At 73.1% G+C, this 25,732-nt stretch carries 22 protein-coding genes; 11 read left to right on the forward strand and 11 right to left on the reverse strand.

Annotation, left to right across the window (positions count from 1 at the left end; all coding sequences use genetic code 11):
* The first annotated feature begins 147 nt into the window (after window positions 1–147).
* The 7 genes from ACFQBR_RS14245 to ACFQBR_RS14275 all read left to right on the forward strand — a co-directional run bounded on the left by ACFQBR_RS14245 (window position 148) and on the right by ACFQBR_RS14275 (window position 8,015).
* Window positions 148–1,194: an ABC transporter substrate-binding protein gene (locus ACFQBR_RS14245; RefSeq protein ID WP_344181017.1), complete on the forward strand. Its 1,047-nt coding sequence runs from the start codon at window positions 148–150 to the stop codon at window positions 1,192–1,194.
* On the forward strand, window positions 1,194–2,051 hold the full coding sequence (locus ACFQBR_RS14250) for an ABC transporter permease subunit (protein WP_344181019.1): 858 nt from the start codon (window positions 1,194–1,196) through the stop codon (window positions 2,049–2,051). The genes ACFQBR_RS14245 and ACFQBR_RS14250 overlap by 1 nt, the downstream gene beginning before the upstream one ends.
* The gene (locus tag ACFQBR_RS14255; protein ID WP_344181021.1) at window positions 2,048–2,809 is read left to right on the forward strand and encodes an ABC transporter permease; all 762 of its coding nucleotides are present in this window, start codon (window positions 2,048–2,050) and stop codon (window positions 2,807–2,809) included. Before ACFQBR_RS14250 ends, ACFQBR_RS14255 begins: the two co-directional genes overlap by 4 nt.
* On the forward strand, window positions 2,806–3,882 hold the full coding sequence (locus tag ACFQBR_RS14260; protein WP_267947180.1) for an ABC transporter ATP-binding protein: 1,077 nt from the start codon (window positions 2,806–2,808) through the stop codon (window positions 3,880–3,882). The genes ACFQBR_RS14255 and ACFQBR_RS14260 overlap by 4 nt, the downstream gene beginning before the upstream one ends.
* Before the next feature lie 31 nt (window positions 3,883–3,913).
* A complete protein-coding gene (locus ACFQBR_RS14265; RefSeq protein WP_267947179.1) occupies window positions 3,914–4,690 on the forward strand; it encodes an MBL fold metallo-hydrolase in 777 nt (258 codons plus the stop codon).
* A 131-nt stretch (window positions 4,691–4,821) separates the two neighbouring features.
* Window positions 4,822–5,571, forward strand: coding sequence for an ABC transporter ATP-binding protein (locus ACFQBR_RS14270; protein WP_344181024.1), 750 nt, complete (start codon window positions 4,822–4,824; stop codon window positions 5,569–5,571).
* On the forward strand, window positions 5,571–8,015 hold the full coding sequence (locus ACFQBR_RS14275; RefSeq protein WP_344181026.1) for an FtsX-like permease family protein: 2,445 nt from the start codon (window positions 5,571–5,573) through the stop codon (window positions 8,013–8,015). Before ACFQBR_RS14270 ends, ACFQBR_RS14275 begins: the two co-directional genes overlap by 1 nt.
* 44 nt (window positions 8,016–8,059) lie before the next feature.
* Here ACFQBR_RS14275 and ACFQBR_RS14280 read toward each other — a convergent pair whose 3' ends face one another.
* The 4 genes from ACFQBR_RS14280 to ACFQBR_RS14295 form a co-directional block, all read right to left on the reverse strand.
* Entirely contained in the window at window positions 8,060–8,749 is a 690-nt protein-coding gene (locus ACFQBR_RS14280) for a response regulator transcription factor (RefSeq protein WP_344181028.1), read from the reverse strand.
* 17 nt (window positions 8,750–8,766) lie between these two features.
* On the reverse strand, window positions 8,767–10,182 hold the full coding sequence (locus ACFQBR_RS14285) for a sensor histidine kinase (RefSeq protein WP_344181030.1): 1,416 nt from the start codon (window positions 10,180–10,182) through the stop codon (window positions 8,767–8,769).
* A 215-nt stretch (window positions 10,183–10,397) separates the two neighbouring features.
* On the reverse strand, window positions 10,398–11,306 hold the full coding sequence (gene thpD, locus ACFQBR_RS14290; RefSeq protein ID WP_344181032.1) for an ectoine hydroxylase: 909 nt from the start codon (window positions 11,304–11,306) through the stop codon (window positions 10,398–10,400).
* Window positions 11,307–11,910: 604 nt separating this feature from the next.
* Window positions 11,911–12,438, reverse strand: coding sequence for a SigE family RNA polymerase sigma factor (locus ACFQBR_RS14295; RefSeq protein ID WP_267947173.1), 528 nt, complete (start codon window positions 12,436–12,438; stop codon window positions 11,911–11,913).
* A 483-nt stretch (window positions 12,439–12,921) separates the two neighbouring features.
* Here ACFQBR_RS14295 and ACFQBR_RS14300 point away from each other — a divergent pair, with 483 nt between their 5' ends.
* Complete coding sequence (locus tag ACFQBR_RS14300) at window positions 12,922–13,893, forward strand: hypothetical protein (protein ID WP_344181034.1); 972 nt, start codon at window positions 12,922–12,924, stop codon at window positions 13,891–13,893.
* 2 nt (window positions 13,894–13,895) lie between these two features.
* A complete protein-coding gene (locus ACFQBR_RS14305) occupies window positions 13,896–14,888 on the forward strand; it encodes a MauE/DoxX family redox-associated membrane protein (protein ID WP_344181065.1) in 993 nt (330 codons plus the stop codon).
* 147 nt (window positions 14,889–15,035) lie between these two features.
* On the opposite strand, the gene ACFQBR_RS14310 is transcribed toward ACFQBR_RS14305, so the two are convergent.
* Window positions 15,036–15,701 (reverse strand): hypothetical protein, encoded by a 666-nt coding sequence (locus ACFQBR_RS14310; protein WP_267947171.1) that lies wholly within the window; start codon window positions 15,699–15,701, stop codon window positions 15,036–15,038.
* 210 nt (window positions 15,702–15,911) lie between these two features.
* On the opposite strand from ACFQBR_RS14310, the gene hisC reads away from it, so the two are divergent.
* Window positions 15,912–16,994, forward strand: coding sequence for a histidinol-phosphate transaminase (gene hisC, locus ACFQBR_RS14315; RefSeq protein ID WP_344181037.1), 1,083 nt, complete (start codon window positions 15,912–15,914; stop codon window positions 16,992–16,994).
* Window positions 16,995–17,747: 753 nt separating this feature from the next.
* Here the strand turns inward: hisC and ACFQBR_RS14320 are convergent.
* From ACFQBR_RS14320 to ACFQBR_RS14345, 6 genes are all read right to left on the reverse strand, one after another.
* Entirely contained in the window at window positions 17,748–19,013 is a 1,266-nt protein-coding gene (locus ACFQBR_RS14320) for a transcriptional regulator (protein WP_378553683.1), read from the reverse strand.
* A gap of 251 nt (window positions 19,014–19,264) precedes the next feature.
* Window positions 19,265–20,560 carry a UDP-N-acetylglucosamine 1-carboxyvinyltransferase gene (gene murA, locus ACFQBR_RS14325; protein WP_267950568.1) on the reverse strand — a complete coding sequence of 432 codons (1,296 nt, stop codon included), beginning with the start codon at window positions 20,558–20,560 and terminating at the stop codon, window positions 19,265–19,267.
* A gap of 359 nt (window positions 20,561–20,919) precedes the next feature.
* The gene (locus ACFQBR_RS14330) at window positions 20,920–21,840 is read right to left on the reverse strand and encodes a phosphoribosylaminoimidazolesuccinocarboxamide synthase (protein WP_267947169.1); all 921 of its coding nucleotides are present in this window, start codon (window positions 21,838–21,840) and stop codon (window positions 20,920–20,922) included.
* 19 nt (window positions 21,841–21,859) lie between these two features.
* Complete coding sequence (gene purD, locus ACFQBR_RS14335) at window positions 21,860–23,110, reverse strand: phosphoribosylamine--glycine ligase (RefSeq protein WP_344181039.1); 1,251 nt, start codon at window positions 23,108–23,110, stop codon at window positions 21,860–21,862.
* A 40-nt stretch (window positions 23,111–23,150) separates the two neighbouring features.
* On the reverse strand, window positions 23,151–24,434 hold the full coding sequence (locus ACFQBR_RS14340) for an adenylosuccinate synthase (RefSeq protein ID WP_267947167.1): 1,284 nt from the start codon (window positions 24,432–24,434) through the stop codon (window positions 23,151–23,153).
* Between the two features lie 308 nt (window positions 24,435–24,742).
* Window positions 24,743–25,300 (reverse strand): imine reductase family protein, encoded by a 558-nt coding sequence (locus ACFQBR_RS14345; RefSeq protein ID WP_344181041.1) that lies wholly within the window; start codon window positions 25,298–25,300, stop codon window positions 24,743–24,745.
* Here ACFQBR_RS14345 and ACFQBR_RS14350 point away from each other — a divergent pair.
* Window positions 25,277–25,708: an LmrA/YxaF family transcription factor gene (locus ACFQBR_RS14350; RefSeq protein ID WP_344181043.1), complete on the forward strand. Its 432-nt coding sequence runs from the start codon at window positions 25,277–25,279 to the stop codon at window positions 25,706–25,708. The two genes, ACFQBR_RS14345 and ACFQBR_RS14350, sit on opposite strands and share 24 nt — an antisense overlap.
* The last annotated feature ends 24 nt before the right edge of the window (window positions 25,709–25,732 follow it).

A 25,732-nucleotide genomic window follows, 5' to 3' on the forward strand; every position in this document is an offset into this window, starting at 1 on the left:
GCCTGGTAGCGCCGAGCGCTGTTCCTCGGGAGTTCAAGCCGTGGACACCGTTTGCGTCATGGCAGGTCACAGTGCTGATTAATCGTTTAATCACACGATCTGGAACAGCGGTGTCCGACGGGCGCCGCGCCGACCACGGAGATCCCCATGACCCTCGCCCACGGCCGCGGCGTCCTGAGTGCGGCCGCGATCACCGCCGTCCTCGCCCTGACCGCCTGCGGCAACGCCGATCTCCCCCCGGCCTCGGCCACCGGCGACGGCGGCACCGTCATCACCTACAACTCTCCCGCCGAGTGGGGGAACTACGGCGAGGTCCTGGCCGCCTTCACCGAGGAGACCGGGATCCAGGCCCCCAACGACCCGAAGAACTCCGGGCAGGCCCTGGCCGCGCTCCAGGCGGAGAAGGGGGCGCCCGTCGCCGACGTCGCCTACACCGGGATCGCCTTCGCCGGACAGCTCGTGGAGGCCGGCGTCCTCCAGGCCCACGTGCCGGAGGGGGCGGAGGAGGTCCCCGAGGACCTGCGCGACCCCGACGGGAACTGGACGGCCGTCCACACCGGCACGATCGCCTTCATCGTCAACGAGGACCACCTGGACGGCGCGCCCGTGCCGGAAGGCTGGGAGGACCTCCTCGACCCCGCCTACGAGGGCAAGGTCGGCTACCTCGACCCCACCCAGGCGGCCGTGGGCTACTCCGCCGCGACGGCGGTCAACCACGCGCTCGGCGGCGACCTGTCCGACTGGGGGCCGGGCCTGGACTACCTGGCCGAGCTGAAGGACAACGGCGCCTCCACCTCGGCCCAGACCGCCACCGCCAAGGTCGCCCAGGGCGAGATCCCCATCCTCATCGACACCGACTTCAACGGCTACAAGCTCCGGGACGAGGGCGCGAACGTCAGCGTCGTCATCCCCGAGGAGGGGTCGCTGCAGATTCCCTACATCGTCGGCCTGGTCGAGGGCGCCCCCAACGCCGAGAACGGCAGGGAGCTCCTGGACTTCTACTTCTCCGAGCGGGGCCAGGGCCTCTTCGCGGACGGGTACATGCGCCCGGTGGTCGGCGGGATGCCGGAGGAGCTCGCGGACAAGGTCCTGCCCGAGGCCGACTACGAGCGCGCGATCACCATCGACTACCTCGAACAGGGCGAGCGGCAGCAGGAGTTCATCGACATGTACCAGAGCGAGGTCGGCTTCTAGTGGCCCCCGGCACCGCGCGCGTGCGCCTTCGCACGCCGCCCCCGTGGACCGCCGCGCTCCCGGCCCTCGCGGTCATCGGCCTGTTCAGCGCCTACCCGGTCGCGGTGCTGGTGGGCAACTCCCTCGGCCTGGGCAGCGCCCCGGCCGACGGGGGACCCACCCTGGAGCACTACGCCGACGCCCTGGCCTCGGCGTCCGTCCGCGAGTCCCTGGCCGCGTCGGCGCTGGTCGCCGGGGCGGCCGTCCTGGCCACGCTCGTGATCGCCGTCCCCGTCGTGCTGCACCAGGCACGGCAGGACCGCGCCGGGGCCGGAGGCGCCTCCACCGACGCCCTGCTCACCCTGCCGATCGCCCTCCCCGGCATCATCATCGGGTTCTTCGCGATCGTGCTCAACGGCAGGACCGGGCTGCTCGCACCGCTGTGGGAGGGGTTCGCCGGCCTGGCCTACACCCTGCCCGGCCTCCTCGTCGCCTACGTCTACTTCTCGCTGCCCCGCGTCCTGGGGCCGCTGCGCGCCGCCGCGGCCGGGCTGCCGCACTCGCTCACCGAGAGCGCCCGCACCCTGGGCGCCTCCAAGGCGCGTGTACTGGCCACGGTCACCCTGCCCCTGCTGCTTCCCGCGCTCATCGAGACCGGGGGCACCGCGGCGGCGATCGCCCTGGGCGGGTACGGCACGGTCGCCACGCTCTCCGAGGGCATCCGCCTGCTCCCGCTCGACGTGGCCAACGCACTGACCACCGGCTACCGTCTGGCCGCCTCCTCCACCCTGGCGGTGCTGCTGGCGGCCATGGCCGTCGCGGCGCTGGTCCTCGGACGCGGCCTGGGGCGCCTGGTCGGTCGGGCGGTGGCCTCGTGAACCGCGCCGTCACCCGGGCCGTCTGCGCCTTCGTCCTCATCCCGATCCTGGCGACCCTGGTGGTCGCCACCAGCGTCGACTTCTCGCAGGGGCCCTGGGGCGGAGGGTTCACGCTCGACTGGTTCGCCCACGCCTGGCCCCCGCTCGCCCCCGTCATCGTCCGCAGTCTCGCCGTGGCGGCGCTGGTGGTGGCGGTCAACCTCGTCCTCGCCGGACCCCTGGCCTGGTGGGTGGCCCGCCACCCCTCGCCGCTGACCCGGCTGACGGGATACCTCGTCAACGTCCCCCTGGCCGTGCCGGGCATCGCGCTGAGCGTCGCCCTGGTGAGCGCCTACGCGGCACTGCGCCCCAGCGGGCTGCTGCTGGTCATGGGACACGTGGTGTTCACGCTGCCCTTCACCCTGGCCGCCCTGGTCCCCGCGCTGGCGGACGAGGAACTGCGCCTCCACGAAGGGGTGGCGCGCAGCCTGGGGGCCGGTTCGGCCAGGGTCCTGGCCACGGTCACCGTTCCCGGCTGCCTCACCGCCCTCACCCAGGCGGTGACGATGGTGTTCGCCCTCTCCTTCGGCGAGTTCAACATCTCCTTCTTCGTCAACCCGCCCGCCACGCCCACCGTGCCGTTCGCCCTGTTCGACTCCTACTCCACACAGAGGCTCGAACCCGCGTCCGCGCAGTCGATCATCTTCATCGCCTTCGTCGCCCCGGTGCTGACGGCCATCGTGCTGGCCCGGCGGCGCGCCCTGAGGAGCACTCCGTGACCGATCTCCGTGAACCCGAGACCGGGGCGCCCGGTCTCACCGTGTCCGACCTGACCATCCGCTACGGCGACACCGAGGCCGTGCGCGGGGTGTCCGTGCAGGTGCGGCCCGACGAGACCGTGGCCGTCGTCGGCCCCTCCGGCTGCGGCAAGAGCAGCACCCTGCGCGCGGTGGCGGGGCTCACCCCGGTCGCGGGGGGAGCCATCGGCCTGGGCGGGCGCGACATCACGCACCTGGACCCGGCCCGCCGGGGCGTGGGCCTGGTCCCGCAGGACTACGCGGTGTTCCCGCACATGAGCGTGGCGGGCAACATCGCCTACGGCCTGCGCGCCCGACGGCTCCCGGCGGACCGCAGGCGCCGACGGGTCGCCGAGATGCTGGAGCTGACCCGGCTCACCGAGCTGGCGGGTCGCCGGCCCGGCCAGCTGTCCGGCGGCCAGCGCCAGCGCGTGGCGCTGGCCCGGGCCCTGGCCGTCGAACCGGACGTCCTCCTCCTGGACGAGCCCCTGGCGGCCCTGGACCCCCAGCTGCGGGGCGGCCTGCGCAGGGAGCTGTCCGCCATGCTCTCCTCCTCGGGGTGCGCCACGCTGATCGTCACGCACGACCAGCGCGAGGCCCTCTCCCTGGGGACGCGGATCGCCCTGATGCGCGAGGGGACCCTGGTGCAGTTCGGGACCCCCCGAGAACTCTGGGAGGACCCCGCCGACGCCTTCGTCGCGGACTTCCTGGCCGGCGCGGTCCTGCTGGAGGCGGAGCGCTCCCCGGACGGGGCCGCGGTGCTCGACGGGCGGTGGAGGATCCCGGCGGAGGACCTGGGGACGGGACCGACCGGCCACGGCCGCACACGCCTCCTCCTGCGCGACGACAGCCTCACCGTCACCGACCGCGACGACGGGGCCGCGGTGACCGCGCGGGTGGTGCACGCCGAGTTCGTCGGCGACGCCGTCCGCCTCACGGTCGACGCGCACGGCCACGTGTTCGGGGTCCGGGTCCCGCCCGACGCCCGGATCGGCCGCTCCGTGTCGCTGGCGGTCGTCCCCGGCCGCGCCACCCTGCTCGTCCCCGCCCCCTGAGACCGCCAGGCCACCGTACGAAGGAGCAACCGTGCTCGAACTCGAAATCCTCGGATCCAACGCCACGGCGCCCACGGCGGAGGGCCCCGCCTCCTGCTACCTGCTGCACACCGGCGACGGCGTCCTGCTGGTCGACGCCGGCCCGGGGTCCCTGCTGGCCTACTGCGCGCGCTACGGGCTCGACCGGTTGCGCGGGATCGTGGTGACGCACCTGCACGCCGACCACAGCCTGGACCTCATGGCCTGGGCCTACCGGTGGACCTTCCCCGAGGTCCTGCCGCGCATCCCCCTGTACTACCCGGCGGGGGAGGCCCCGCGCCTGGCCGCCTTCGACGCGGTCTTCGGCATCCCGACGCTGCCCACGATGAACAGCCCGATCGCCCAGTCCTTCGAGCCCCGGGAGATGGCCATGGACGGGACGACCCGCTACGAGGCGGCCGGGACGTCCTTCCGCTCCTTCCGGGCCCACCACAGCGTCCCCTCGGCCGCGCTCCGCTTCGAGGACCCCGACGGCAGGGTGGTCTCCTTCTCCTCCGACACGGGGTACTGCGAGGCCGTCGTGCGCGCGGCCGGGGGCGCCGACCTGTTCGTGTGCGAGGCGACCTACCTGGAGGCCGACGACCAGGCACTGAACGGCCACGGCCACCTCACCGCCGCGATGGCCGGGGAGCTGGCCGCCGAGGCAGGGGCAGGGCACCTGGTTCTCACCCACTTCGCCGACCCCGGCATGTGGGAGGAGGGCAGGAGGCACGCGGCCCGCGGTTTCACCGGAGAGGTGAGCGTGGCCAGGCCCGGCAGCCGCTTCTGAGGGGGCCGGCCCGCCCCGGCCCCCGCCCGTCCCCGACGATCGTCGGGGGCGGCCCCCGTCGGTCGGCACTGTCGGCGCGACACCGCGCCTTCCTAGCGTGGGACCCCGAAGGTCCGACGAGGGAAGGCTCCATGAACAAGCAGACCATCACAGTGGATGACACCGCTCTCGAAGCGGTCGACCTCGTCAAGAGGTTCGGCGGGGGCGAGACGGCGGTGACCGCGGTGGCCGGGGTGAGCCTCGGTTTCTCCTGCGGCGAGTTCGTCGCCGTCATGGGGCCCTCCGGCTCCGGAAAATCCACCCTCATGAACCTGCTGGCCGGGCTGGACACGCCCACCTCGGGGAGGGTGCTGGTCGAGGGGACGGACCTCGCCGGCCTGGACGACCGGCGGCTGACCCGGCTCCGGCGCGAGCGCATCGGTTTCGTCTTCCAGGCGTTCAACCTGCTGCCGGCCCTGACGGCGGAGCAGAACATCCTGCTCCCGCTCAAGCTCTCCGGCCGCACCCCGGACCGGGCGTTCTTCGACGAGATCGTGGGCTCCCTGCGCATCCGGGACCGGCTCGGACACCGCCCCTCCGAGATGTCGGGAGGCCAGCAGCAGCGCGTCGCGATCGCCCGAGCCCTGCTGACCGAGCCCGCGGTGGTCTTCGCGGACGAGCCGACCGGCGCCCTCGACGTCTCCACCGGCCACGAACTCCTCGGCCGGCTGCGCGAGGCGGGCACCCGGCTCGGACAGACGATCGTCATGGTCACCCACGACCCGGTCGCCGCCACCTACGCCGACCGGGTGCTGCTGCTGTCCGACGGTGCCCTCCACGGCACGCTCGAACGGCCGACCACCGACGAGGTACTGGCCGCCATGGCCCGGACGGAGGCCTGATGCCCGGCTACGCCTGGGCGCAGACCGCCGCCCACCCCGCCCGGCTCGCCTCGGTCCTGTCGGCGATCGTGCTCGGCACGCTGTTCCTGGCGGCCACCGCCGTGTTCGCCGCGACCTCGTCCGCCGGCCTGCGCATCGTCGCCGCGGCCCCGCTGTCGGCTGCCGACGTGATCGTGGACCGCGATCCGGAGGCGGCCGATCCCGGTGCCGGATGGCCCGAGCAGGTGGCCGAGCACCCCGACGTCACGGCCACGGCCCCCCTCCACGCGGGCACCGTCCAGCTCGTCACGGACGAGATCCGCGCCACCGCCAACCTCTACAGCATCTCCGACCGGGACGAACTCCGGTGGTTCGAGCTGGCGGAGGGGGAGTGGCCCGCGAACGCCGCCGAGATGGTGGCCGACGCACCGACCCTCGACTCCGCGGGGCTCGCGGTGGGCGACACCGTGAGCCTTCTCGTAGGCGACGGGGAAACGACCGACATGACCGTCGTCGGCGCGGCCGACATCGGATTCCGGCCGCTGACCGGGGTCCAGTACCAGTTCTACACGTCGGAGGGCTTCTTCGCCGGGGAGAGCCCGCTGAGCGTCACGGCCGACATCGCCGACGGGACTTCTCCGGAGGCGGTGGTCGAGAGCATGGGAGCCGACCTGCCCGACGATCTCCACCCGATGACGGCGGAGGAACAGTCCCGGCTGGCGGCGGACCGGTTCGCGGGCGGCGCCCAGCAGCTGGAACTCATCCTGCTCGTGTTCGCCCTCATCGCCCTGCTCGCGGCCGCCCTGGTCATCGCCAACACGTTCACCATCCTGCTCTCCCAGCGGCGCCGCGACACCGCGCTCCTCAGGCTGGTGGGCGCGGAGAGGTCCCAGGTGCGCAACCTGGTTCTCGCCGAGGCGCTGATCATCGGTTCCATCGGTTCGGCGATCGGTGTGGCCGCGGGCGTGGGCGCGGGGTACGCGGGCGCTTCGCTGATGGAACTGACCGGGGGCGGCCTGCACGTCGGTGTTCCGGCCCTGGCCGGGGCGTTCCTGACGGGTGTGGCCACCACCGTGTGCGCCGCGTGGTTCCCCGCCCGCAAGGCCGCCGGGACCGCGCCGGTCGAGGCACTGCGTTCGGCTCCGCTCCAGAACGGGGTCCGCTTCCGGCCCGCCCATGCGGTGGGGCTCGCCGCGGCCGCCACCGGTGCGGCGGTGATGGTGTTCGGCATGCTCGCCGAGAACCTGCCCGTGTCCATCGCAGGCGGTTCCGTGGGCGCCGTCGGCCTGCTCATGGCCCTGCGCTACGCGATCTCCCGTCTCATCGGAGGGGCCGACCGCCTGCTGCGTCTCCGGGGCGGTGTCGCCGAGCTGGCGGGGGCCAACCTCCGGCGCAACACGGGCAGGGCGGCCACGGCCACCCTCACCCTGGTGCTCGGGCTCGGGCTGATCGCGGCCCTGGCCACGGCCGCGAGCACAGGGCGGGCCACCATCGACGGTGATCTGGACGACCGGTTCCCCGTGGACGTGAGCGCGCGGGTGGACACCGGCTCGGTGCCCGCGGCGACCGTGGACATGGTCCGCGACATCGACGACCTGGTGCTGGTGGAGACGCCGCGCACCGAACAGGTGACCGTCGAGGGTCTGGGCGAGACCACCCTGGTGGGGGTCTCCCCGGAGCTGGCGCGGGCCGTCGGGGCCGAGGACCTGGCCGCGGACGGCACCGGAGCCCCGGCCATGCTGGTGTCCGAGGACCAGCTGAACGCGCTCGGCGCCGCGCAGGGGGAGACCGTCGACCTGTCCGTCGACGGCGAGGCGCACCGCTTCACGCTGTACGCGTCCGAACTCGCCACCTCCTCCGGGGCCGCGAGCCCCGTGGTGCGGGAGGAGGCCCTGGACGCGGTCGCCCCGGGTGACGAGCGGGGCATGGTCTGGGGCACGGCTGCCGCCGGGGCCGACTACGACGCCCTCGCCGAGCAGATGAGCCGGGTGGCCGGGGCGGACCCCGCGATCACGCTGAGCGGAGCCCTCGCTGAACGGACCGGCCTCACCGACGTCCTCGACGTCCTCGTCAACCTGTCGCTGGCGATGCTCCTGGTCACGGTGGTCATCTCCAGCCTCGGAGTGGCGAACACCCTGAGCCTGTCCGTCCTGGAGAGGACGCGGGAACTGGCACTGTTGCGGGCGCTGGGACTGACCAGAGGGGGGCTGAGGAGCACACTCGCGGTGGAGGCAGCGGTCATCGCCGTCCTGGGCGCACTGCTGGGGCTCGTGATCGGCATTCCCTACGGGTTGGTCGGGGTGAACGCGGTCGTCGGGGGGACCGCACCCCTCGTCGTCGCGGTCCCCTGGGCGGAGCTGGCACTCGTCCTCGTGTCCGCCCTGGTCATCGCGGCGGCGGCCACCGTGCTCCCCTCCCGGCGGGCGGCGCGGATAGCCCCGGCCGAGGGGCTGGGCGCCGACTGACCGGCGCCGGGGTCCGCCCCGCCGGGCGGACCCCGGCGGGCCCCTCAGCCGCCGTCCGGAAGGGGCCCGGGGGCGTTCCCGGCGTGGTCGACCAGGCCCGCCTCGTGCGCCAGTACCGCCGCCTCCACGCGGTTGCGGACCCCCAGGCGCTTGAGGATCGTGCTGACGTGACCCTTCACCGTGCCCTCCACGAGGAAGAGCCTGCGACCGATCTCCAGGTTGGACAGCCCCGCGCCGAGCAGGGCCAGGACCTCGCGCTCGCGTCGGGTCAGGCCGCTCACCCGCCCACCGGCCGCGAGGCGCTCCGCGGCCCGGCCGCGGTCCAGCTCGTCCAGGACCCGCCGTGCCACCCGCGGGGAGAGGAACGCGCCGCCCTCGGACACGGCCCTGACCCCCAGGATCAGCTCACGGGGGTCGCCCGTCTTGAGGAGGAACCCGTCGGCGCCTCCGGCGAGGGCCCGGACCACGTACTCCTCCTCGCCGAAGGTGGTCAGGATGACCACGCCCGTTCCCGGTGCGACGCGCCGCATCTCGGCCGCCGCGTCCAGCCCGTCCATCACCGGCATGCGGATGTCGACCAGGGCGACGTCGGGGCGGTACGCACGTGCCATCTCGACGCCCTCCCGGCCGTCGGCGGCCTCCGCCACCACCTCGATCCCCGGGTCGTTGGCGAGGATCGAACGCACACCGGCGCGGATCATCGCCTCGTCGTCCACCAGCAGCACTCTGACCATGGTCGGCGTCACCCTCCTCACCACGTCACCACCTCGGCCGACACCAGGGTTTCGGAGTCGAAGCACAGCCGGTACCGATCGTGGTCACCGTCGAAGATCTGCGGGCTCGACCGGTAGAGGGAGCACTCCAGTCCCGGCCGCATCCCGTTCTCCTCCCCGCCTGTGGAGGTCGCGCCCAGCCGGTTCTCGGGCAGGACGGCCTCCACCTCGGCCCGGTCCTGGCCCGGGCGCAACTGCTCGAAGACCTCGGGTTCCAGTGTCGCGGTCGCGGCCTGGTGCGCGTTGAGGGCGAGAGCCAGCCCGTATCCCAGGAGAGCCGCTGTCATGGCGAGGCCCACGATCAGGCCTATCGCCCACCCGGTACGGCGGCGGGCAAGGCGGTGGGTGCTCAGGCCCGACGGTTCCGCGTGCTGGTCCCGTGCCGCCGCGCCCCCGGGGTGCGGCCGCCCCCGTACGGGCATACGGGCCGACACGGCCCAGCCCGGCCCCTCGGGCCCCGCACCGAACGTCCCGCCGACCAGCCTGACACGTTCGCGAAGACTCTCGAGCCCGGTTCCGCCACTCACCCCGTGGGTTCGTGGGTATCCCTTCCCGGGCGCGGATCCGACGACCCGGACCACGACCTCGTCGGCCCCCGTCTCGACGGTGACCCGCACGGCCGCGCCAGGAGCGTGCCGGGCGGCGTTGGTCAGGGACTCCTGGACCACCCGGTACACGGCCCGGTCCACGAGCACGGGCAGCGCACGCGTGTCGCCCTCCTGGCTCAGAACCACCTCCATCCCGGACGCCCTGGAGCGTTCCACCAGGGCGGTGAGGGTGTCGTCCGCCGGACCCAGAGGCGCGGCCTCGCCATCGACTCTCAGCACACCGAGCGCTTCCGCCAGCCGGTCGGCCGCACGTGCCGCCGCCTCGCGCAGCTCGGCGGCCTCGGAACGCCGCTGCTCGGACAGGTCCTCCGCCATCTCCAGGGCGCCGGCGCGCAGCGACAGCAGGCTGAGCTCGTGGCCCACGGCGTCGTGGAGGTCGCCGGCGATGCGGGAGCGCTCGCGCATGCGGACCCGTTCGGCGACGAGTCTCGCCTCGCTCTCCAGGAACCGCGCCCGATCCCACCCCGCCTCCTCCAGGGCTGCGGCGTTGCGCAGGTACAGGCCCACCAACCAGGGGAGGGGCACGGCGAACAGCACCAGGACGCTCCCGGTGATCCACAGTCCCAAGGGCTGACCGGACAACAGCAGCCATCCGGCGCCTCCCGCCGCACCGGTCGCGTACACGGCGACAGCAGGGCGCGGATCCGAGGACAGGCGCCCGGTGAGCAGGGCGGGCAGCGGGACGAGGAGAAAGAGGAGGGGCCACACAAGAGCCGGCAGAGCCACGAGGACCGAGCACGCCAGGGCGGCGTGTCCGGGCGGGATCGCTGCCGGGGAGGTTCTCATATCTCGGAAGGTAACGTCCGGCGCCGGTCCCGTCATCTGACGAAAGTCAGGTACGCGCGGTGCGGGCCGACCGCGGCCCCGGGGCCGGGCTCTCGGGGGTCGGGGAGGGGAAGCGGCGCCGCGGTGGGGCGCCGTCCGTGTCCGGGGCGCCCGGCCCGCCCTCCGGCGGGCCGGGCGGTCGCGCGCGCGGTCGACCGCGGGCGCGACGTCCCCGGTCAGGCCCTCAGCGGCGTGAAGTCGCGCGAGGCGACGAACCCGGGCCGGCGCTCCCGCGCGGCGAACGGCTCGACCAGAGCGTTCTCCACACTGTTGAACACCACGAAGATGTTCGAGCGCGGGTACGGGGTGATGTTGTTCCCTGATCCGTGCATGCTGTTGCAGTCGAACCACAGCGCCGACCCGCTCGGGCCGGTGAACTGCTCGATCCCGTGGCGCCGGGCCAGCTCGGCGATGTCCTCCTCCTGCGGGACACCGACCTTCTGGGCCTTCAGCGAGGACCTGTAGTTGTCGTCCGGCGTGCGGCCCAGACACGGGACGAACGTCCGGTGGGCGCCCGGCATGAGCATCAGCCCGCCGTTGAACGGGTGGTTGTCGGTCAACCCGATGGACATGCTGACGGCCGCCATGTCGGCCATGCCGTCCTCGGCGTGCCAGGTCTCGAAGTCCGAGTGCCAGTAGAAGCCGGTGCCGCGGAAGCCGGGCATGAAGTTGACCCGGCTCTGGTGCACGTAGACCTCGGAGCCGAGGATCTGGCGCGCCCTGTCGAGGATCCGGGGTTCCCGGATCAGACGGGCGATGCGATCGCTCAACAAGTGGGCGTCGAACACCGAGCGGACCTCCTCGGAGGCGGGCTCGATGATCGTGCGCTCGTCGGAGCGGATCGCCGGGTCGTCGGTCATCGCCTTGAGCTCGTCCATGCAGGCGCCGACCTCCTGGTCGGACAGCAGGTCCCGCTGGATGTGGAATCCGTTGCGGGCGTGTTCGGCGAGCTCTTCGGCGGAGGCCGGTCCCTCCTGCGCGCTGCCTCGGACGGTCGGTTCGTCGCTGGTGATCCACTTCCGGTCGGAACCGGACTCGACGCGTGTCGGATATCGATCTTGGATGTGGACGTCTACCAGGGTCATGGGACGCCTCTCCTTTCTCGGTGCCCGTCGTTTTCCTCGTCGGCGGACGGTTGCGGTCCGGGGCGCCTCGCGCCCGGCCACGGCCTCCGGGCCCGGCGGAACCGGATTCCGCCGCGGTCGGCCGGAGGCGCGCTCGGCGCGGTGTCGCGGGGCCGTCCGGGACTCCTGCGCGGTGCGGTTCCTCGTGGGGCGCCGACGCCGGCCTGGGCCGTCGACACCGTCGACCCCCTTCGGAGCCGGCGGTGGACGGTCCGTGGCCGTCGGCGCCCCGCAACGGGAACCGGGCCGCGCGGGCGCCCTCCGCCGGTCCGCAGTTCCACCCGCCGGATCAGGCCATGCCCGCCGGGAACGCCGATAATCATGCCGGAGGGTGTCGGTGGTTTCTCCCAGGGTGACCGGAAGATCCGATCACGGTGTCATGCCGCCTCTGCCGTATCGGCCCTGTTCGCGGGCGCCGTCCGGCACTGCCTGCGAATTCCTTCCCGGTGTCCGTCCGGACAGGCGCGCGGGGCCCGGCGCGCCCCTCGGGGCTGTGCCGGTCCGTGTCCGGGGAGGGGGCGGGGCCGTGGGAGGGCCTGCCCGTCGCGCCGCCGGTGTCGGCGGGTCAGTTGACGGCGCGCTCGATGACGAGGTCGGCGTCGCGTCGCAGCTTGTCCACGGCCCGGGACAGGGTGCTCTTCACGGTGCCGAGCGTGACGCCCATCCGGGCGGCGATCTGCGCCTCGGTGAGGTCGTCGTAGTAGCGGAGGACGACCGTGGTGCGCTGGCGGTCGGGAAGGCGTTCGATGGCCCGCCCGACCACGTCGGCGAGGTCGCTGCGCCAGGTGGGGTCGTCCACGCGCTGCTCGGGGATGTCGTCGGTGGGGTAGACGTCCAGCCGTTTGCGGCGCCACTCGGAGATCTGCGTGTTGACCATCGCCCGGCGCACGTACCCGTCGCGGGCCTTCGGGTCGGCGATCCGCTCCCAGGAGAGGAAGGTCTTCACGAGGGCGGCCTGGAGCAGGTCCTCGGCATCGGCGAGGTTGTTCGTGAGGGAGCGGGCCATCCGCAGCAGGGCGGGGCCGCGCTCGGCCACGTAGCGGCTGAACTCGTCGTACCTGGGGGTCCGGGTAGTTCCTGTCACGCCGACCACCGACTCTCACAGGTGCTGCGTGCTGCTTTGTCATGCTTTCTTCCCCTCACTGTCACACAGCGAACGCAAATCTCCGGGCACCTGTGCCCCATGTGCCGGCCAACGGCACGCCATGGAGGGCCGGTCCCGTCGGGCGGCGGCCCCGGGCCGGACCCCCGACACGCCGGGGCGCGGGGCCGGGGAAGGGCGGGGCGGCGCGCAGACTCTTGGTCATTTTTGTGGATCTATCGGTGTGTATCGGGTCTATCTGCGACTTTGCAGCCACAAGCTGTACTCAAGCGGCTGCATGCGGTCATCATGGTGGATGGTCCGCATGGGGCACTGCCCCGGACGTACCGGCTTCCGGAAGGTTGCCGCGAGCAAGGTCCGGGACATGCGGACCACCCGAACAGGTGCGTGTCGGCGTGTGGCCGGTGGCCGGTGGTTCCGACCGGGACAATGGGCAGAGAGTGACGAGTCGGGTGACAAGGGGGCGCAGACGACATGTCAGTGATGACGGACAGCGGAAGGGACCGCAGAAGGTTCACCGCGGCGGTGCTCGGCCCCGAGACCGCGCCCGAACCCACACCGGTGGGCGACCGCGTCGTGCGCGGCGTGGTCGTCGGCGCCACCACGCACATGCTCTGCCTGGCCACGCCCCGGGGCGAGGAGCGGTTCCTGTACGACCGCGCCACCGTGTTCTGGCGCGGGGGAGAGGTCCGGCCCGACGACCTGAGGGACGGCGACGACGCCGTGGTGCTCTGCTCGCAGGACGGCCGCCTCGTCGCCGAACGCGTGTGGGCCCAGGCCGCCCGGGCGACCGGCGTCATCGTCGGCCGCGAGGGCGAGACCCTGGAGATCGACCCCGGCCACGGCCGTCCCCGCACGACCGTGGTCCTCCCCTACCGCACCTCGGGCCGCATCGCCGTCCGCCACCCGCGCCTGGAACCCGGCTACGTCTTCGACGCCGTCGGGGTCTGGCGCGAGGGGGCCGTGTGGGCCGCCCGACCGGCCACGACGCAGCCGCCCTACCCGCTCAGCGCCACACCGCCGAGGCCGCCCACACCCCGCCACTCCACCACGCTCAGCGGCATCGCCACCTGGTACGACCCCGCCTGGGGGCGCTCGTCCCACCTGGACCCGCGCGCCCGCGTCGACGGCCTCGCCTATCCGGCCCTCGACCCCGTCGGCCACGACGCGGACTGCGACCGGCGCACCTCCTGCGTGCCGCTTCCGCTGCTGTCCGCCGGTGCGACGCCGAACCTGCGCAACGACTGCACGAGGGACACGGCCGTGCTCCCCGTCGTGGACTGCGCCGCCGCCGACAGCTGGCTGTGCGACCTGTGCCCCGCCTGCGGGGGCCAGGGGGCGGGGCGGATCGCCTCCCTGACCATGACCGCGTTCGTCGCGCTCGGGGGGCTTCTGGAGGACGGCTGCTTCAACGCGACCATGACGGTCCACAACGGGGAGGGATGACCATGCTGCCGGAGATCGTGGAGGCGTTCCGCGAGGTCCAGCTGCCGCTGCTGGCGGTGCTGCTCCTGCTCGGCGCCGCGAGCAAGACCACCGGACAGGCCGCCGGCTCGGGACTGGCCGTCCTGGTGCCCGAGCGCCTGCGACGCCCGGCCACCGTCGGGACCGGCCTCCTGGAGGTCGCGCTCGCCGTCGGGCTGCTGGTCCTCACCGGCCTCCCGGGCGACGCCGTGCGCCTGCTCACCGCCGTCGTGTTCGCCGCGTCGGTGGTGGTGCTGGTCCTGGCGCGCAGGCGCGACCCGGAGGCGGGCTGCGGCTGCTTCGGCGGGCTGAGCCGCGCCCCCATCGGTTGGCGCACGCTCACCCGGGCCGGGCTCCTGTCCGCCGCCGCCCTGGCCACGCCGGGCCTGGAGCCCGCCGGGTGGCAGGTGGCCCTCGCCCCCACCGCGCTGCACGGCTGGGTCCTGGGCGCGGAACTGCTGCTCCTCGCGGCTCTCAGCCCCGAGCTGCGCGAGGTGGCGGCCCGGACCCTCCACCGGGAGCCGTGCGAGCTGCGCGAGGTCCCGATGCGCCGTACGGTGCGCAGACTGCGCCGCAGCGACGTGTGGCGCACCAACGAGAACGTGATGATCAAGGCCGAGCCCGACGACGTGTGGAGGCACGGCTGCTGGCGGTTCCTGCGCTACGACGGGATGCGCCACGGGCGGCGTGTGGACGTCGTGTACGCGGTCAGGATCGGCGGGCGCCGCCGTACCGGCGTGCGCGCGGTGCTCGTCGACCGGGGGAGCGGGGCGGTGGTCGCCTCCTTCGGCGCCGTGACCGGCCTCGAACTGGTCGGGCCGCCGCGCAGGCTTCCCCGGCCGCGCCAGGCGGCCAGGCGGGACGCCGAGCGGCACGACGCGGCCCGGGCCGCGGAGACGCTCCGGGCGGCGCGTGAGCACCCGGCCAGGATGATGCCCGACCACTCGCGAGACGCCGACACCGGCCAGCCGGTGTGACGGGTTCCCGCACGGGACCGGCCCCCGCCGGACCGGTTCCGTGCGGCCCCCGCGGGGAACCGGGCGTCCGGGCGCCGACGCGCCGCCCGCCGGGGCCGGGCCGGACAACGGGATCCCGGGCGGGCCGCCGCGGTGCGGCCGGGGTCCTCAGCCCAGCATCCGGTCCTGGCGTTCCACGGCGGCCTCGCTGAACTCGACGAGCATCTCCTCGTAGTCCTCCAGCGCGCCCTGGCCGAGGATCGACGTGGTGCCCACCAGGCCGCCGTTGCGGTACATGATGCTGAACATGCGGCTGTCCTCCTCCGCGGAGCTCACCTCGATGGCGTAGGCGCGGGACTCGTCGCCGATCTCCGGGACCTCCTCCAGGTCGCTCACCCCGTAGTCGGACGTGGTCCCGTCCTCGTAGGTGGCGGTGTACGCGGCGCAGCTCTCCGGAGGCCTCGCGGCGAGCGCCTCGGCGGCGGTGCCCTCGTCCAGCTGGACCAGCATGTGCGACACCGCGCCCTCGGACCACTCGTAGGCGGCCACGGAGGCGGGCGCCCCCTGCACCCCGTCCAGGTCCCCCCAGCGGTTCGAGGCGTCCAGGCACTCGGGCTTGTCCAGCTCGGTGGTGGCCCGGACCTCGGCGCTGTACCGCACTGTGACAAGCTCGGAGTAGGTGCCGCTCTCACTGCCCTCGGGCACGAGGGTGGCGTCGCGGACGTGCAGCGGGTGCGCGTCGTACAGGGCGGCGGCGGCCTCGGCGTTGGGATCGTCTCCCCCCTCGGCCCCGCCGCCGCACGCACTGAGCATGACCACCACGGGTAGGACCATGGGAAGAGCCAATGGCCGGACGTGTGCCCGCCCTCCCCGCGGGCGGGGGTTCTGACCAGCCGGAATCCGAGCTGAGCCGGCGGGACAGGGACGCAAACGCATGGTGCTATCTCCTCGTTTGTGCGATATTTCCGCTGGGTGCGGTGATCGGCCCGGGCGCGAGATCGCTGAGCGTGTCGCGGGGTTAGCACAAAGTATTGAGGAAGGACAATGGTGTCGGAGTCGAAATCGCCATATCTGCGGTCGGTGCTGGAGAGCATCCCCCCGTACAAGCCGGGCAGGAAGGTCGTCGGCCCCGAAGGCCGGTCCGTCAAGCTCTCCTCCAACGAGAGCCCCTACGGCCCCCTCCCCTCGGTGCGTGAGGCCGTCGCGCGGGCGGCCGCAGAGCTGAACCGCTACCCCGACCCGGGCGCCGAGGAGCTCACCTCCCGTCTCGCGCGGCGCCTGGACGTCCCCGAGGAGCACCTCGCCCTCGGCGCGGGCTCCGTCGGCATGCTCCAGCAGCTCCTGGAGGCGGTCGGCGAACCCGGGGCCGAGGTCGTCTACGCCTGGCGGTCCTTCGAGGCCTACCCGCTGCTCGCCGGGCTCGCCGGGGTCACCCCCGTGCAGGTTCCGCTGAAGGACGAGGCGCACGACCTCGACGCCATGGCGGACGCGGTCACCCCGGCCACCCGCATGGTGATCGTCTGCAACCCCAACAACCCGACCGGCACCACGGTCCGCGAGGACGAGCTGACCGCCTTCCTGGACCGGATCCCGGACAGCGTGCTGGTGATCCTGGACGAGGCGTACCTGGAGTACGTGCGCGACCCCCGCGTGCCCGACGGCGTCGACCTCTACCGGGACCGGCCCAACGTCGCCGTGCTGCGCACGTTCTCCAAGGCCTACGGCCTGGCCGCGGTGCGCCTGGGCTACCTGGTCGGCCACCCGCCGGTGGTCGACGCGGTCCGCAAGACCCTCGTCCCGTTCGCCGTGAACCACATCGCCCAGGCCGCGGGGATCGCCTCTCTCGACGCCGAGGACGAGCTCATGGAGCGGGTGGCGGCCACCGTCGCGGAGCGCGACCGCGTCCGCGACGCGCTCGTCGCCTCCGGGTGGACCGTGCCGCCGACCGAGGCCAACTTCGTGTGGCTGCGGCTGGACGGGGACACGCTCGACTTCGCCGCCGCGTGCGCGGAGGCGGGCGTCTCGGTGCGCCCGTTCGCGGGCGAGGGCGCCCGCGTGAGCCTCGGCACCCCTGAGGAGAACGACGCGTTCCTGGCCGTGGCCACCTCCTACGCCGAGCGCCGCTAGGGAACCCGCGGGGGTGCCCGTGCGGCGGTGCCCGTCCGGCCGGCCGGGGTGTCCGGCGCACCGGCCGCACGGGCGCCCGGGTGGCCGGTGCGCGGCCCCCGGGAGCGGGGGCCGCCTCGTCGTCCATGCGCGGGGGTCTGGCAGCGGGGAACGGGATTGTCACCGGATTATCCACAGCCTGTGGACGGGGATGGCGGGGGCGGGTTGGAGAGGGGTAGCGTCGATTCGGGGGACCCGCGGCTCCCCGTGGCCGCTGTGCGGCGCCCCCGTGTTCCACGCTCCCACCGGGCCGTTCCGCGGGCAACGCCTCTCCACGGCCTGTGGAGAACCCGGCCGTACCGCTTCCGGCGGATCCCGTACGCGGTCCGCCACGTCTCCGGAAAACCTGGTCGGCCCGCTGTCCGTCACCGCGAACCTGGCCGCCCGGTCGCCCCGGACGCCTTCACGGGCCCGATCGCCTCGCCCCGGGGCTTGTTCCCCACAGGCCCCCGCGGACGCCTCACAGAGTGGTCCCGGACTGCTCCGCAGCCCCTCGCGGCTGGGGCCGGGCCCTCGCCCGGGAGCCTCCGGGCCCTCGCCCGGTCGTCCACCGGGGCCTTACACGGTCGCCCCCCGCAGCACCGGGCCCTCGCCCGGTCGCCCGTCCCCGTCCCCGGGCGGTCGCCCCCGCAGCACCGGGGCAGCACGCGGCGGGGGCGGTCCCGTTGGGAACCGCCCCCGCCCGCGTACGTGTGGCGCCTGTCCGCCCACCGCCTACTTGCCCGCCGCGTCCTTGTCCAGCTTCTCCACGATCAGCCTGTAGAGCTGGCGCGGGCGGCCGGGCTGGAGGGTGCGGTTGGGGGGCAGCGGCCATGCCAGCCCCTCCTCGACGAGGGTGCGCAGCAGCCGGCGCGCGGTCCGGGAGGTGACGCCGAGCATGCGCCCGGCGTTCTCCGCGTCGACGACCAGCGGGCCGTCCTCCTCGGCGATCTTCTCCGAGAGCCGAATCAACGTCTCGCGGCCCTTGGTGCGCAGCGGTTCGGAGGACTGCCGTGCGGGCGCGCGCTGGGCGGGGACCAGGGAACGACCCTCGCGGTCCACCGCGAAGCTCTGACGGGACGCCTGGGCGCGGTTCAGGGCGGCCCGGGCGTGCGCCTCGGCGTCCTGGGTGGTGCGCCCCATGCCGATCCCGACCTCGATCGCGATCCCCAGCTCCGCCTTGATGCGCTCCACGAACGGCGGCTGCCGGAACCCCTCGGTCGCGGTCACGAGGGATCCCCGCGTGGCGGTCACCATGAACGAATGGTCGTCCAGGCGGTGGGCCGTGGCGTTGATCCGGTGGGCCTCCTGGAGGAGGAGCCGGTGCAGCGACAGCCGCAGCTCCTCGCGCCAGTACCGGGGGGTCGACCGCCGGGACGAGTCCCGCAGCGTGGGCACGTCCACCACCACGACGCCCAGCTGGGCCTCCTCCAGCCGGTGGTGCGCCCCCAGCAGACCCGCGGTCTGGAGGGCGCTGCGCACGCCGGCGTTGGTGGGCCGCAACCGGATCACGGGGACGCCGATGGCCTCCAGCCGCTCGGCGACGCCGCGCACGCAGGTGATCGCCATGCGGGTGGCCTTGCGCCGCCACAGCCCCTCGTGGAAGGACGTGAGCTGCGCGGTGTTCGTGAGCTCCTCGTGCACGTGGATGCCGTCCACGGGCAGGTCGACCTCGGAGTAGGCCTCGACCACGTCGGCGCGGCTGAGCACGTCGAGGCTGGCTCTGGTCGGGTCGTACCGGTCGTCCAGGGTCGCCCGGAGCAGGGCCTCGTGCAGGCTGGCCCCGCCGAGCGGCACGAAGGTGGCGGGCATCGTGAGAACCCCGGCCTTGCGCGCGAACTCGTACGGGACAGGGCTGGCGAACAGGTAGGCGTCGATCGCCGAACCCAGCCTGACGACCTTGTCCGTCGCCTCTTGCTCATCTCGGTACGCGGCTGCGATGAGTCTGGCGTTGAGGGGCCCGGTGGACCCCGGGCCCATGAGCATGACCCGTTCGACCACCTCATGGGGCCCTATGACGCCGATCGTCAAATCGCCAGTACGCTGGGCACTCACCTCGGGTTGCTCCCCGCTACCATTCCACGCTCTTCACTATGTGCGCCCACTGGTTTCCCGACCCGATCTCTGTCACGGCATGATTGCCGAGATCGTACCCATTGTGCGGGGCCAAAGAAGATCGTTTTCGATATCAACGCCGAAAGCCCGGGTGGGAGGCAAGCCCCCACCCCGGCTTGAACTGCGCTTTCGGCTCCCTACGAGACGACGACGCGCTCCACGTCCGCGCCGAGAGCAGCGAGCCTCGCCGCGAACTGGGAGTGACCGCGGTCAACCAGGTATCCGGGCGCCACGATTGTCTCACCTTCCGCGACCAGTCCGGCGAGGACCAGGGCCGCACCGGTGCGCAGGTCGTGGGCGATGACCTCGGCCCCGCGCAGGTTGGTCGGCCCGTGCACGATGGCGCGGGTGCCCTCGACCTCGATCTTCGCGCCCATCTTGTTGAGCTCGTCGGCCAGGGCGAACCGGCCGTCGTAGATGGCCTCGTGGATGTAGCTCTCGCCCTCGGCCAGGGTGGCCAGGGCCATCAGCGGCGACTGGAGGTCGGTCGCGAAGCCCGGGAACGGCGAGGTGACGGCGTTGATCGGGCGCAGCGGCACGGAGGGGTCCCTCTGCACGTGCAGGACCGCGCCCTCCTGGGAGAAGCCCACGCCCATCTGCTCGAGCTTCCAGCGGGCCACGCCCAGGTGGTCCAGGTGGGCGCCCACCAGGCTGACCTCGCCACCGGTGGCGGCGACGGTCATCGCGAACACGCCGGCGTCGATGCGGTCCGACATGATCGTGTGCTCGACCGCGGTGAGCTCCTCGACGCCCTCGACCGTGATGAGCCCGGTGCCGCCGCCGCTGATCCTGGCGCCCATGGCGCTCAGGAAGTTGATGACGTCGATGACCTCGGGCTCGAGGGCCGCGTGCTCGATCACCGTGGTGCCCGGCGCCAGGACGGCGGCCATGAGCAGGTTCTCGGTACCGGTGTGGGACGGCGTGTCCAGGTAGAGGCGGCCACCGCGGAGGTTGCTGGCCTCCACGTTGATGTGGTTGCGCTCGAGGTCCTCGGTGACCTCCGCGCCCAGGCGCGCGAAGCCCCGGTAGTGGAAGTCGAGGTTGCGGCTGCCCAGGTTGCAACCGCCGACGCCCTCGATGCGGGCGCGGCCGGTGCGGTGCATCAGCGCGGGAACGAAGAGCACGGAGCCGCGGAAGCGGGCCGCGATCTCGGCGGGCAGGACGGCGCGCTCGGGGTCGTTGAGACGGGACGCGTCGATGACGACGGTGCGCTCGGCCTCGTGGAACTCGACCTTGGCGCCCACGTGTTCGGCGAGCTCAAGCGCGCGGTAGACGTCCTCGATGACGGGCACGTTCCGCAGCACGGTACGGCCCTTGGCCGCGAGTAGAGCGGCCCCGATCATCGGCAGGACGGCGTTCTTCGCGCCTTGGATGAACGCCGTTCCACTGAGGGGGCGTCCGCCGCGGACGCGGTAACGAACCTCCTGGCCCATGCTCATGTGCTCCTTTGTGAGGCAGATGTGAAAAAAGGTCACCCTCGTCGGGTTTCGCCTGTATGCGTTTTAGACGCGGGTTTCCCCTGGAACGTTGCGACCATCTTGCGCGTGACCTGCGCGGCCGGTGAAGCCGGTGCTCGCGACGACTCTATAGCACCCACCCGCGTGTACCGGCACAGAACGTGGTATACCCGCCGGACGTGGATGGGGACCGGTCAAACAGCCAAAGAGGTATTCGGCCCAAGGGAAAGACCAGGGATGCCGCGCGCGTGGCAGGACGCCGGCGGGACGCCGCGCACAACGTCACCACCATACGTGGTCCCCGACGTGAAACGACTGCCCCGTGCGCCGAATCACTACCGGTTCCCGGCGCGGAGACCGGGCTTCCGGCCGGTCAGGCGCTCATGGATCTCCGTGTAGCGGTCCAGCGTGCGTTCCACCACGTGCTCCGGAAGCGCGGGCGGCGGGGTCTCCGAGGCCCGGTCCCACCCCGACTCGGGCGAGGCCAGCCAGTCCCGCAGGACCTGCTTGTCGAAGGAGGTCTGCGGGCGTCCGGGGGCCCACTCGTCCGCCGGCCAGTACCGGGAGGAGTCGGGGGTGAACACCTCGTCGGCCAGCACCAGGGCGCCGTCGGCGTCCCGGCCGAACTCGAACTTGGTGTCGGCGAGGATGACGCCGCGCTCCCGCGCCAGCTCCCGGCCGCGCCGGTACACGCGCAGGGTGAGGTCGCGCAGCTCGGCGGCGAGGGCGGCTCCGTGCCGGTCGGCCACGACCTCGAACGACACGTTCTCGTCGTGGTCGCCGACCTCGGCCTTGGTGGCCGGGGTGAAGACCGGCTCGGGAAGCTCGGAGCCGTCGACGAGGCCGTCGGGGAGGGCGACGCCGCACACCGTGCCGTCGACCCGGTACTCGGCGAGGCCGGAACCGGTCAGGTAGCCGCGCGCCACGCACTCCACCGGCACCATGTCCAACCGGCGGCACACCAGTGTCCTCCCGTCCCAGTCGGCGGGCGCTCCCGCCGGTGGGACGTCGGACAGGACGTGGTTGGGCACCAGGTCCCCCAGCTGGTCGAACCACCACAGGGACAGCTGGGTGAGCAGGCGCCCCTTGCCCGGGATCTCGGTGGGCAGCACCCAGTCGTACGCCGACACGCGGTCGCTGGCCACCATCACCAGGCTGCCGTCCGCCGCCGCGTACAGGTCGCGCACCTTGCCGGTGTGCAGGTGGGTGAGCCCCTCGACCCGGACGGGCTCGGGGGTGACGACGAAGCCGCTCATGTGGGTTCTCCGGTCCTTGCTACAGCTCGGCGGCGGCGCGCTCGGCGATGTCGGTGCGGTGGAACGAGCCGCGGAGCTCGATCCGCGACGCGGCCTCGTACGCCCGCTCGCGCGCCTGGCGGAGGTCGGCGCCGGTGCCGACCACGTTGAGGACACGGCCCCCGCTCGCCTTGACGCCGTCGGTGCCCTCCCACGCGGTGCCGGCGTGCAGCACGTACGCGCCCTCCAGCGCGTTGGCCGCGTCCAGGCCGCCGATCAGGTCTCCCTTGACCGGGTCGCCCGGGTAGTTCTCCGCGGCGACCACGACGGTGACCGCCGCGCCCGGCTTCCACTGGAGGGAGCCGATGCCGCCCAGCCCGGCCGTGTCGGTGGCCTGGAGGACCGCGCCGATCGGGGTGGCGAGCCGGTCCAGGACCACCTGCGTCTCCGGGTCGCCGAACCGCGCGTTGAACTCGACCACGCGCGGGCCGCCCGACGTGAGCGCCAGACCCACGTAGAGGAGGCCCTGGTAGCGCGTGCCGCGCCGGTTCATCTCCGCGAGGGTCGGCCGCACGACCGACTCCATCACCTCGTCCACGAGGCCCTGCGGCGCCCACGGCAGCGGGGCGTAGGCGCCCATGCCGCCGGTGTTGGGGCCCCGGTCGCCGTCGTAGGCGCGCTTGAAGTCCTGCGCGGGCAGCAGCGGCAGCGCGTGCACACCGTCGCTCAGCACGAAGAGGGACACCTCGGGGCCGTCGAGGAACTCCTCGATGACCACGCGGCCGCACTCCCGGGCGTGCCGCTCGGCGAGGGCGCGGTCGTCCGTCACCACGACGCCCTTGCCCGCGGCGAGGCCGTCGTCCTTGACCACGTACGGGGCGCCGAACTCGTCGAGGGCGTCGGAGACCTGGCCCGCGGACCGGCACACGCGCGCCTTGGCGGTGGGCACCCCCGCCGCCTCCATGACCTCCTTGGCGAACGCCTTGGAGCCCTCCAGCTTCGCGGCCGCCCGGTCGGGCCCGAACACGGGGATGCCGCGGTCGCGCAGGGCGTCGGCCACACCGGCGACCAGCGGGGCCTCCGGGCCGATGACGACCAGCTCGGCGCGGATGCGCGCGGCCAGCTCCGTCACGGCGAGACCGTCGGTCACGTTGATGACGTGGTTCTCGGCCAGCTCGGAGATGCCCGGGTTGCCGGGCGCACTGTGGATGCCGGTGACACCCGGGTCCAGGGAGAGGGCGCGGACGAGGGCGTGCTCGCGGCCTCCGCCGCCGAGAACGAGGGCTTTCACTGCAGGGGGCCTCTTCGTGTTGAAGGCGGACGGGCGGGGGTCAGACCAGGGAGCGCAGCTGGAGGGTCTCGTCGCGTCCGGGACCGACGCCGATGGCGGAGACGGGTGCTCCGGCCATCTCCTCCAGGGTACGCACGTAGACCTGTGCGTTCTTGGGGAGTTCGTCGAACTCGCGGACTCCGGTGATGTCCTCGGACCAGCCGTCGAGGTACTCGTAGACCGGCACCGCGTGGTGGAAGTCGGTCTGGGTCATCGGGATCTCGTCGTGGCGGACCCCGTCGACCTCGTAGGCGACGCACACGGGGATGCGCTCCAGGCCGGTGAGCACGTCGAGCTTGGTGAGGAAGAAGTCGGTGATGCCGTTGATGCGGGTGGCGTAGCGCGCGATGGGGGCGTCGAACCAGCCGCAGCGGCGGTTGCGCCCGGTGGTCACGCCGTACTCGCCGCCCTGGGTCCGCAGCCACTCGCCCTGCTCGTCGAGCAGCTCCGTGGGGAAGGGGCCCGAGCCGACACGGGTCGTGTAGGCCTTGAGGATGCCCACGACCTTGGTGATGCGGGTGGGGCCGATGCCCGAACCGGCGGCCGCGCCGCCCGAGGTGGGGGAGGAGGAGGTCACGAAGGGGTAGGTGCCGTGGTCGATGTCCAGCAGCGTGCCCTGGGAGCCCTCCAGGTAGACGGTCTTGCCCTCGTCGAGCGCCTTGTTGAGGATCAGCGAGGTGTCGGCGACGTACGGGCGCAGCCGCTCGGCGTAGCCGAGGTACTCCTCGATGATCGGCTCGGCCTCCAGGCCGCGCCGGTTGTACACCTTGGTGAGCAGCTGGTTCTTGTCGTGCAGGGCCAGCTCGATCTTCTTGCGCAGGATCGAGGGGTCGAACATGTCCTGGACGCGCACGCCCTGGCGGGAGACCTTGTCGGCGTAGGTCGGGCCGATGCCGCGACCGGTGGTGCCGATCTTGCCCTTGCCGAGGAAGCGCTCGCTGACCTTGTCCAGGGCCCGGTGGTAGGGCATGATCAGGTGCGCGTTGGCGGAGATGAGCAGGCGGGACGTGTCCACGCCGCGCTCGTCGAGGCCGCGGAGCTCCTCCAGGAGGACGCCCGGGTCGATGACGACGCCGTTGGCGATGACCGGCACCACGTTGGGGGAGAGGATCCCGGACGGGAGCAGGTGGAGGGCGTACTTCTTGTCGCCGATGACCACCGTGTGGCCGGCGTTGTTGCCGCCCTGGTACCGCACCACGTAGTCCACGCGGTCGCCGACGAGGTCGGTCGCCTTGCCCTTGCCCTCGTCGCCCCACTGGGCACCCACGAGCGTGATCGCCGGCATCTGGATCTCTACCTTTTCGCTCGACACCTGACCGGGGTTCCCACCCCGAACATGGATGAACCCCTGGCGCAAGGCAGCGACAGGGGCCGTTGCGTATTGAGCGTACACGACCTGCGCATCCGGGTTAAGTGGGGCGCCGGGGCGTCTGCGCCACACCGGCCCGGGACCCCCGGGAGGGCGGGGGAGCCGTCCGGGTCCCGGCCTCCCGGTCCCGGGCCCGCGCGTGGAGGGCGGCGGGTCCGGCACGCGTCGGGGAGCGGGCCGGACCCCTGTGCGGGACCCGGGGCAGGCCGGGGCCCGCGGGGCCCTCAGCCGGAGACGGGCACCGAGAGGACCCGCAGCAGGCTGGTGAAGCTCTCCGACCCCTGTCCGTCGGCCGGCCCCCGGCGGGAGATCTCCAGGAGCGCCGACGGCAGGGTGGCGTCCACCCCCGACTCCTTCGAGGTGGCCACGACGTGCTCGACGCCTGCCGCCGCCATGGAGAGCCGCTCGGCGTCTCCGGTGTGCCGGTCCTCGTCGATCCGGGGGGAGTAGAAGCGGAACACGGCCTCCAGGGAGGCCGTGGTCGCGACGGATCGGGGCAGGAACTCCTCGGTGGTGATCCCGTGCGCCCGGGCGACCGCCAGAGCGTGGAGCCGGCCGACCAGGCCGGTCCAGAAGAGGCCCATCCCGAGCTGGTGGTGCAGCGCGGCCAGGCCCGGGTCCTCGCCGAGGTAGGTGGTGGCGGTGAGGACCTCCAGGGTCTCCCGGTGGCGTTCGAACACGTCCCGGGGGCCGCTGTAGAAGGTGGAGGTGTCCGGGGTCCCGATACCGGAGGGGTCGGACCGGACGCCTCCGGTCAGGTGGCGGTCGCCGCGATCCGGCACGGGGAGAGGGAGTTCGCGGACGAGCTGGACCGGTGCCTGACGGCCGCCGGGGACCCGGCCGAGGGCCTCGTCGCCTGTGTGCGGGCGCTGGCCGAGGGGATGCGCGAGTCCGGCTGGGAGGACGGGTGCCCCGTCGCCTCCACCGCCCTGGGGGTGGCGGGCAGCGTGCCCGAGATCCGGCGGGCCGCGGACGCGGCCTTCGCGCACTGGCGCCGGCTGGTGTTCGAGAGGCTGCGGGACCACGGCATCGCCGAGGACGACGCGGCGGATCTGGCGTACACCGTGATCAGCACCGTGGAGGGCGCCGAGATGGCGGCGCAGGTGGCGCGGGACGAGGCTCCGCTGCGGATCGCCGGAACCCATCTGGCCCGGCTGATCGGCCTCTACGCGTCCGGCCCGCGGGCCTGAGCGGGGGGTGGCCGACGGCCCCGG

It is taken from the genome of Nocardiopsis tropica, assembly GCF_042660575.1.
GTDB classification, from domain to species: Bacteria; Actinomycetota; Actinomycetes; order Streptosporangiales; family Streptosporangiaceae; genus Nocardiopsis; species Nocardiopsis tropica.

Excerpts from the sequence above, each read along its gene's own strand:
- ACFQBR_RS14245 (WP_344181017.1), top strand. The coding sequence starts at position 148 with ATGACCCTCGCCCACGGCCGCGGCGTCCTGAGTGCGGCCGCGATCACC.
- ACFQBR_RS14270 (WP_344181024.1), top strand. The coding sequence starts at position 4,822 with ATGAACAAGCAGACCATCACAGTGGATGACACCGCTCTCGAAGCGGTC.
- ACFQBR_RS14275 (WP_344181026.1), top strand. The coding sequence starts at position 5,571 with ATGCCCGGCTACGCCTGGGCGCAGACCGCCGCCCACCCCGCCCGGCTC.
- ACFQBR_RS14280 (WP_344181028.1), bottom strand. The coding sequence starts at position 8,749 with ATGGTCAGAGTGCTGCTGGTGGACGACGAGGCGATGATCCGCGCCGGT.
- ACFQBR_RS14285 (WP_344181030.1), bottom strand. The coding sequence starts at position 10,182 with ATGAGAACCTCCCCGGCAGCGATCCCGCCCGGACACGCCGCCCTGGCG.
- thpD (WP_344181032.1), bottom strand. The coding sequence starts at position 11,306 with ATGACCCTGGTAGACGTCCACATCCAAGATCGATATCCGACACGCGTC.
- ACFQBR_RS14300 (WP_344181034.1), top strand. The coding sequence starts at position 12,922 with ATGTCAGTGATGACGGACAGCGGAAGGGACCGCAGAAGGTTCACCGCG.
- ACFQBR_RS14305 (WP_344181065.1), top strand. The coding sequence starts at position 13,896 with ATGCTGCCGGAGATCGTGGAGGCGTTCCGCGAGGTCCAGCTGCCGCTG.
- ACFQBR_RS14310 (WP_267947171.1), bottom strand. The coding sequence starts at position 15,701 with ATGGTCCTACCCGTGGTGGTCATGCTCAGTGCGTGCGGCGGCGGGGCC.
- hisC (WP_344181037.1), top strand. The coding sequence starts at position 15,912 with ATGGTGTCGGAGTCGAAATCGCCATATCTGCGGTCGGTGCTGGAGAGC.
- murA (WP_267950568.1), bottom strand. The coding sequence starts at position 20,560 with ATGGGCCAGGAGGTTCGTTACCGCGTCCGCGGCGGACGCCCCCTCAGT.
- ACFQBR_RS14330 (WP_267947169.1), bottom strand. The coding sequence starts at position 21,840 with ATGAGCGGCTTCGTCGTCACCCCCGAGCCCGTCCGGGTCGAGGGGCTC.
- ACFQBR_RS14340 (WP_267947167.1), bottom strand. The coding sequence starts at position 24,434 with ATGCCGGCGATCACGCTCGTGGGTGCCCAGTGGGGCGACGAGGGCAAG.